The following is a 6,082-nucleotide window of genomic DNA, read 5'->3' on the forward strand; positions in this document are numbered from 1 at the left end:
AAGGATGTCTCCCTATGCTGATAACCAGCCTGCTCCCGCTGCTCGCCCGCTATTCGCTCGGCTGCGATCTTGTCGCCGGCCCCGAGGGCATGGTCACGCTCACCATCATCCCGCGCATGATCGAAGGCGGCGGCCACAAGCCCGAAGCCGGTGAACTCCGGCCGATCGCGCTCACCGCGAGCGCCGCCGAGATCGATGCCGAACTTGCGCGGGGCGAGGACGGCGCGCTCGGCCAGCTCATCGCGGGTCGCAAGGCGCTCGCCGATCAGCTGGAAGAGCAGCGCCAGGCGACGCAAGCCGCCCGCGCTGCCGCGGCCGCGAAGGCCAAGCCGGCGACACCGACACCGACACCGAAACCGGCGACCGCCGGCGCGAAAGCGCAGGCGGCCGGCAGTCTGCCTACCGGCGCCAAGCCCGAAGAGCCCGCCAGCCTCTGGTGACGCACGGCAGGAAAAACTCGCCCCATCGCTCCCGATCACTCCCAGGAGACAGTCATGCAGATCGATCATCTCACCCGAACCTTTCGCTATGACGGCATCGACCTGCCGGTGCCGCCGCATCTCGCGCAGGATCCGGCCGCGCTGCGCGCCTATCATGCGACGCTCTACCCGGCGATCCTCAACGCCGAGACGGTCGATGCCGGGGTCATGGGCGGCGCGCATGTCACCGAATATCGCCGCGCCGTCGGCACCAAGGGCTGATCCCGGTGCCGATGGCGCCGCGTCGCCGCGGCGCGACCATCCCGCCGGTGCTGCGCAAAACCCTCCTGGACTGGATCGAGACGGACGATGGCGACACTGCCGGCTTCACCCCGCCCGCCTGCAGCCCCCGGGCCCGAGCCCTCCATGCACGGATCGTCGTCGACCCGCAGGGCGGGGCGGGCGAGTCCCGCGAACCGCTGCAGCCGCCGGCCGGACTTCGCCTCCCGCCGCTTGGCTGATCTTGCCAGTGATCCTGGGGATGATCTTGCGGGCAGGGCCGTCGCGCTATCGCCCGATGTCCCGGCGATCTTCGACGCGCCGCTCGCCCCCCATCACCGGGTGATCGGGCGCTGGGCCGCGTCCCAGGCACAGGATGCGAGAGCCTGTACGCGGCTCGAAGCCCGCCGCCGCATCGAGGCGGTGTTCGATGCCGCCGTGCGCGAAATCCTGAACCCGATCGATATCGTCGATCTGCGCATCGCCGTCCTGGGCAGCGAGGCGGATGGGCCGCCCGCGATCGCCATCATCTGCGACAGCATGGGACAGCTTGATCTCGGATGGATCGAAACCGGCGATGCGCCCACCGCCTGGCGCGCCGCCGCCTACCGGGCGCTCGAGCAGACGCTGGGGCGCGTACTGCCGGTCTTCAGCTACCAGGATCTCTTCGACGAGATGTCCATGTACTACTGGGAGGGGGAAATCGATGACGAAGCGGCCCGCCGCAGCCTGATCGAATGTCACGGCGCGGACGCCGAGGATCTCGACGGCCACATGCTCCCTTCGCAGCTCGACGAGCGCCGCCCGGGCTGGATGATCGCAGCGAACGCGGCGCCGCCGAGCCGGCTTCCCGCTGCCCTGCGTCGCAAGCTGGCGGATATGCGTACTGCGCGGGAGGTGCTTGGCACACTCTTGCCCGAAGCCGGCGCCTGGCACTTCGATTTCGAGGTCGCGAGCGCATATCTTCCCGGTATCGAGGAATGCGCCTCGTTGCCGCCGCTGACGCTGGTTCCCTTCGTGCCGTTTGCGCGCGAACTCGACGATGTCATGCGCAGCGGCATGGAAATGGGGTTCACGGATATCGCCGGTATCTGCCCGCTGCCGGATGTGGCCTGCATCGACGACTGGTTCGCCTCACTGCGGCTCGGCGCACAGTTCCTGCTCGCGGTCCAGAACCTCATCCGCTTCGATCCCCCCAAGCCCAGGAGCCACCCATGTCCGACCATAGCACCCACTTCGAAGCCAGCGGTGGCGGTCTCGTCCTGACGAACGCCATCCTGCTCTATACGAACCAGGCGCCTCGGTATCTCAAACCCTATGGCACCGCGCAGGGCGATACCACCGCCTTCGCCAGCATCCATGCCGTGGAACACGATGGCGATGGCCGGCCGACGATCGCGGTCGGCAGCCCGCTGACGCGCGCGCATCTGCGGCAGTGGTCACAGGCGCTTGGCCGTACCGCCCAGCCCGAGCTTCTCCCCGAACATGTGCTGGTCGCTCATCCCGACATGCTGGCCTGGTGGGTGCCGGCTGAGGTGCGCCCGGCCTATTTCGCGCTGTCGGATCCTCCTGCCGATCTCCATGCGCTTGCTGCGCGAACGACGCTGCCGGTTCCCTATCCACCCCATCTCCTGATCGCCACACGCCATGGGCTTGGCGTCTATGCCCTCCCGGTAAATGAACGCCCTGGCGCCGAGACCCCGGTTCTGCACTCGCCGATCCTCAACGTCTTCGTCGACGGACGTCTCTGCTGGGGCAACATCCCGAAACCCAGGGCGCTCAGCATCGCCTCCATTCCCGCCTATGAAAGCGCGCTGTTCGACTCCTGGTCGACACATCCCAATATCGGGCAGGATCGGACGATACGCGGGAAGGGCGGGCTGGTGCGGCTCTGGGACGATCTGGCGGCGCGCGGCGCGCGCCGGTTTCCGGTGAGCCGTCTCAAGCCTTTCGGCGCCGGCGCGGCCGGGCAGGGGATAGGCCCGCGAAGGACCGCCGCCTGCGCGGTGACGGTAGGCCGGCTCATCGCGCGGGGCCGTGTATGACGATGCTCGCCGATGATGCGACGGCAGCGGCGGTGCTTGACGCCATGCCCTGCTATCCGGTGCCGCCATTCGGAAGGTCGCCCGCCATCGAGGCGCTGCGCGCTTCTCGCGTCGGCCATGGTCTCGCCATCGGCCATGACGGTGTGAAGCTGATCCTGCGTCGCCCGTGGCTGGCGCTGGACGTGCCGGTTGCGGCGTCCATCGCCGCCTATGTTCCTTATGGCAGCATCGGGGCACCGCGGGCCGATCTACGCTGCGGCCTCGTTCCGCGCGCCTTTTACGACGAGGTACTGGGGCATCTGCGTAGCAAGATTCCTGACGAGGCCGCCGCATTCATCCTGTGGAACGAGGCGACCCGTGAATTTGCCGTGGAGTTCCCCGCTATCGATGAAGCGACGCCGACGCGACTGGTCTATCGCATGCCCAGGCTGCCGCCTGACTGGCACATGGTCTGTGACATCCACAGCCATGCGCGCGGCCGCGCATTCTTCAGCGCCACCGATGATACCGATGATGCCCATGCCACCAAGATAGCGATCGTCTTCGGACGTCTCGACCATCCCGATGGTCCCACCATGGCGGCACGGCTCTGTGCGGGCGGCATGTTCCTGCCCTTGCCGCGCTGTCCCTTTGCAGGAGCTCCCGATGCAGACTGATCAGGCCCGGCGTCACTATCTTCCTGCTGTCTTTGACGATCGTGCGATCACGATCCTGCTGGTCGGCTGTGGCGGGAACGGGGCGCAGATGTTGATGGGTCTCGCCGCGCTCGACACCGCACTGCGCGCGATCTCCTCGCGCTCGCTCGACGTCACCGTGGTCGACGACGATATCGTCACCGAGGCGAACCTTGGCCGTCAGCCATTCTACCGCTGCGATATCGGCCATTCCAAGGCGCGTACGCTGACCGAGCGCATCAATCTCGCGCATGGCCTGGCCTGGGAAGCGGTTCACGGACGCGCTCCTGAAGCGATCGGGATCGACGGCTTCGACATGCTCATCAGCTGCGTCGATACCGCTGCGGCCCGCCGGGCGCTGGGGGCGGCTCTGCAGACCGGCAGAAATCCGCCCCTCTACTGGATGGACCTCGGTAACCGCGCCGGCGACGGCCAGTACCTGATCGGCTGCCCGCGCCGCACCAGTCACAGCGATCGCCCACGTCTTCCCACCGTGCTCGAAGTCTTTCCGGAACTCGCCGACGAAAGCGTGGCTGAAGACGATGCGCCATCCTGTTCGGTCGCAGAGGCGCTCGAGCGTCAGTCACTGTTCGTCAACCGCGTCGTCGCAAGCCATGCGCTCGCGCTGCTTTTCGATCTTCTCGGGCGCGGTTCGATCGGGCATGCCGGGGCATTCATCAATCTTGCCGGCGGTCAGACCGTTCCGATCCCGCTTCCTTTCGCGAATGGCACGTCACTTGCGGCGGCCGGACACGCAAACATCTCGCACTTGTAGCCTGTATAGGCTATGTCATATGCTAAGGAGTCGCCATGAACCTCGAGCGTCACGTCAAACTGTTCAAGAACGGCCGCAGCCAGGCGGTCCGCATTCCCCGTGAGTTCGAGCTTCCGGGCGAGGACGCCATTATCCGCAAGGAAGGCTCGCGCCTGATCATCGAACCCGCCCGGCCGCGCTCCCTGCTTGCCGTTCTCAAGACATGGGAACCGCTCGATGAAGAGATCGGCCCGATCGAGGACCTGCCAGCAGAACCGGTCGACATCTGATCCATGTTCCTGCTCGATACGAATATCCTGTCGGACCTGATCCGACAGCCCGATGGCATGGTCGCCCACGCTATCGCCGACGTCGGCGAGGACGCGGTTGCGACCAGCATCATCGTTGCCGGCGAACTGCGCTATGGCGCAGAAAAGCGCGGATCGCCGCGCCTGAAAAGCAAGATCGAGGATTTGCTGTCTCTCATTGCAGTGCTGCCGCTCAAGGACGATGCCGACGCCTGCTATGGGCGTCTGCGTGCCGACCTCGAGCGCCGTGGCACGCCGATTGGCGCTAACGACATGCTGATCGCCGCCCATGCGCTCGCAATCGGCGCGACCCTCGTTACCGACAACATCCGCGAATTCGAGCGGGTCGATGGCTTGCAACTGGTGAACTGGCTCCGAACCACCTGACGCCCGGTTCGCACGGCGTTCCCGGTCTGGTTCTCGTGGTTAGCGAGCATGAAGAAGGGAAGGGGGAGGGCAGAAGGGTGGTCCCAGGGAGATCGCCCCATGCTCACCTCGTACTGTCAGTGTCGGCAGCCCTGCCATTCCTGGCGCGCGGCTGAAGCATTCGCCACCTCATCGATGCCGGGTCTTGCGGCGTGACGACCGATCCTGCCACCTTCGATCCCGCCGACCGGCAGTGCTGGATCGCCCATGGCCGCCGTCCCGAGCATGCCGAGGTACTGGCATCGGTATGGAAGGACTATCCGGACCTTCCTTCCGATGCACCGCTGCATGAATGCATGGCGCGCAGCCGCGCGCGCGTCGCCGCGCTCCGCCCCTTCAATGATGCCATCCGCGAGGAAGCCGAACGCGAAAGACAGCGCACGAACTTCGCCTGCATCGAGAAGCGCGTAGCAAGCGGCCAGATCAGGCCCTTCGATCAGGCCATCCTCCAGGCACGCGCCGAGCATGGCTATAACTGGGACGCTGCAGTCCTCTATGCTCAGGGTCGATACGCGGCGGAGGCTGGCTGGGGACCTCGCGATTTCTCGGCGCCACCGGGTGAAACCTCGCCCGCTTACGCCCAGGGGTTCCGCGATGGCGGTGGTTGTTTCGAAGATCTGTTCGACGTTGCCAGGCGTTCCTACGCGGCTGCCATGCGACAGGAGGACCGATTCCCGGCTCCCGGAAAGGCTTTGGTTTCACGGCCGGCTCCGAGCAGTTGGCCGTCTCCGACAGACGCCCCGCGTCCCGCATTATGGTCGAAACGCACCGTGATCATCGGTGCTGCCACTGCATCGAATGCCGCAGCAGGCTTGATGACCATGCTCCAGACACAGCCCGGGCATGAAATGGCGCATATCATCATAGCCGACGTCGGTCGGGGCTTTCGTGCGTGGCGCAGTGCGGAGCCCGCCCAGACCGGGAATCCAGCAGATCAGTTACGGGCCTTGTTTGCCGGGATCGAACCGGACGACCTGCTGATCATTGCCGATGGCGAAGATCTCGCCTGGATAGACCGACATGCCGGCATGCTTCCGCTCTGCCGGACCATGGAGCGCACGCGTAATTCGGCGATCCAGCAGGGGACTGTCAGGATTTCCGTGTGCGGCCGGGCGGTTGATCATCAGGCCGCCATGGCTCTGATGAAACGTTCGCCGAAGATCACGGCAAATTGCGC

The 6,082-nt window shown here is 65.9% G+C and carries 10 protein-coding genes; all 10 read left to right on the top strand.

Annotated elements, in window-relative coordinates:
• The first annotated feature begins 14 nt into the window (after positions 1 to 14).
• Entirely contained in the window at positions 15 to 440 is a 426-nt protein-coding gene (locus GGQ90_RS23000; RefSeq protein WP_159365878.1) for a PRTRC system protein E, read from the top strand.
• A gap of 54 nt (positions 441 to 494) precedes the next feature.
• Positions 495 to 701, top strand: coding sequence for a PRTRC system protein C (locus tag GGQ90_RS23005; RefSeq protein WP_159365879.1), 207 nt, complete (start codon positions 495 to 497; stop codon positions 699 to 701).
• An 11-nt stretch (positions 702 to 712) separates the two neighbouring features.
• Positions 713 to 940 carry a hypothetical protein gene (locus GGQ90_RS29425; RefSeq protein WP_169860753.1) on the top strand — a complete coding sequence of 76 codons (228 nt, stop codon included), beginning with the start codon at positions 713 to 715 and terminating at the stop codon, positions 938 to 940.
• Positions 933 to 1,964, top strand: a complete 1,032-nt coding sequence (locus GGQ90_RS23010) for a hypothetical protein (protein ID WP_234893141.1) — start codon at positions 933 to 935, stop codon at positions 1,962 to 1,964. Before GGQ90_RS29425 ends, GGQ90_RS23010 begins: the two co-directional genes overlap by 8 nt.
• Positions 1,913 to 2,743: a PRTRC system protein B gene (locus tag GGQ90_RS23015; protein ID WP_159365880.1), complete on the top strand. Its 831-nt coding sequence runs from the start codon at positions 1,913 to 1,915 to the stop codon at positions 2,741 to 2,743. The genes GGQ90_RS23010 and GGQ90_RS23015 overlap by 52 nt, the downstream gene beginning before the upstream one ends.
• On the top strand, positions 2,740 to 3,399 hold the full coding sequence (locus GGQ90_RS23020; RefSeq protein ID WP_159365881.1) for a PRTRC system protein A: 660 nt from the start codon (positions 2,740 to 2,742) through the stop codon (positions 3,397 to 3,399). Before GGQ90_RS23015 ends, GGQ90_RS23020 begins: the two co-directional genes overlap by 4 nt.
• Complete coding sequence (locus tag GGQ90_RS23025; protein WP_159365882.1) at positions 3,389 to 4,192, top strand: PRTRC system ThiF family protein; 804 nt, start codon at positions 3,389 to 3,391, stop codon at positions 4,190 to 4,192. The genes GGQ90_RS23020 and GGQ90_RS23025 overlap by 11 nt, the downstream gene beginning before the upstream one ends.
• 35 nt (positions 4,193 to 4,227) lie before the next feature.
• Positions 4,228 to 4,461, top strand: coding sequence for an antitoxin (locus GGQ90_RS23030; protein WP_010338822.1), 234 nt, complete (start codon positions 4,228 to 4,230; stop codon positions 4,459 to 4,461).
• Between the two features lie 3 nt (positions 4,462 to 4,464).
• A complete protein-coding gene (locus GGQ90_RS23035; protein ID WP_048938827.1) occupies positions 4,465 to 4,866 on the top strand; it encodes a type II toxin-antitoxin system VapC family toxin in 402 nt (133 codons plus the stop codon).
• A 191-nt stretch (positions 4,867 to 5,057) separates the two neighbouring features.
• On the top strand, positions 5,058 to 6,082 hold a 1,025-nt coding region (locus GGQ90_RS23040; RefSeq protein WP_188084075.1), incomplete at its 3' end, for a hypothetical protein.

Origin of the sequence: Sphingobium scionense (assembly GCF_014197035.1) — a bacterium.
Lineage (GTDB): Bacteria > Pseudomonadota > Alphaproteobacteria > Sphingomonadales > Sphingomonadaceae > Sphingobium > Sphingobium scionense.

Excerpts from the sequence above, each read along its gene's own strand:
- GGQ90_RS23000 (WP_159365878.1), top strand. The coding sequence starts at position 15 with ATGCTGATAACCAGCCTGCTCCCGCTGCTCGCCCGCTATTCGCTCGGC.
- GGQ90_RS23005 (WP_159365879.1), top strand. The coding sequence starts at position 495 with ATGCAGATCGATCATCTCACCCGAACCTTTCGCTATGACGGCATCGAC.
- GGQ90_RS29425 (WP_169860753.1), top strand. The coding sequence starts at position 713 with ATGGCGCCGCGTCGCCGCGGCGCGACCATCCCGCCGGTGCTGCGCAAA.
- GGQ90_RS23015 (WP_159365880.1), top strand. The coding sequence starts at position 1,913 with ATGTCCGACCATAGCACCCACTTCGAAGCCAGCGGTGGCGGTCTCGTC.
- GGQ90_RS23020 (WP_159365881.1), top strand. The coding sequence starts at position 2,740 with ATGACGATGCTCGCCGATGATGCGACGGCAGCGGCGGTGCTTGACGCC.
- GGQ90_RS23025 (WP_159365882.1), top strand. The coding sequence starts at position 3,389 with ATGCAGACTGATCAGGCCCGGCGTCACTATCTTCCTGCTGTCTTTGAC.
- GGQ90_RS23030 (WP_010338822.1), top strand. The coding sequence starts at position 4,228 with ATGAACCTCGAGCGTCACGTCAAACTGTTCAAGAACGGCCGCAGCCAG.
- GGQ90_RS23035 (WP_048938827.1), top strand. The coding sequence starts at position 4,465 with ATGTTCCTGCTCGATACGAATATCCTGTCGGACCTGATCCGACAGCCC.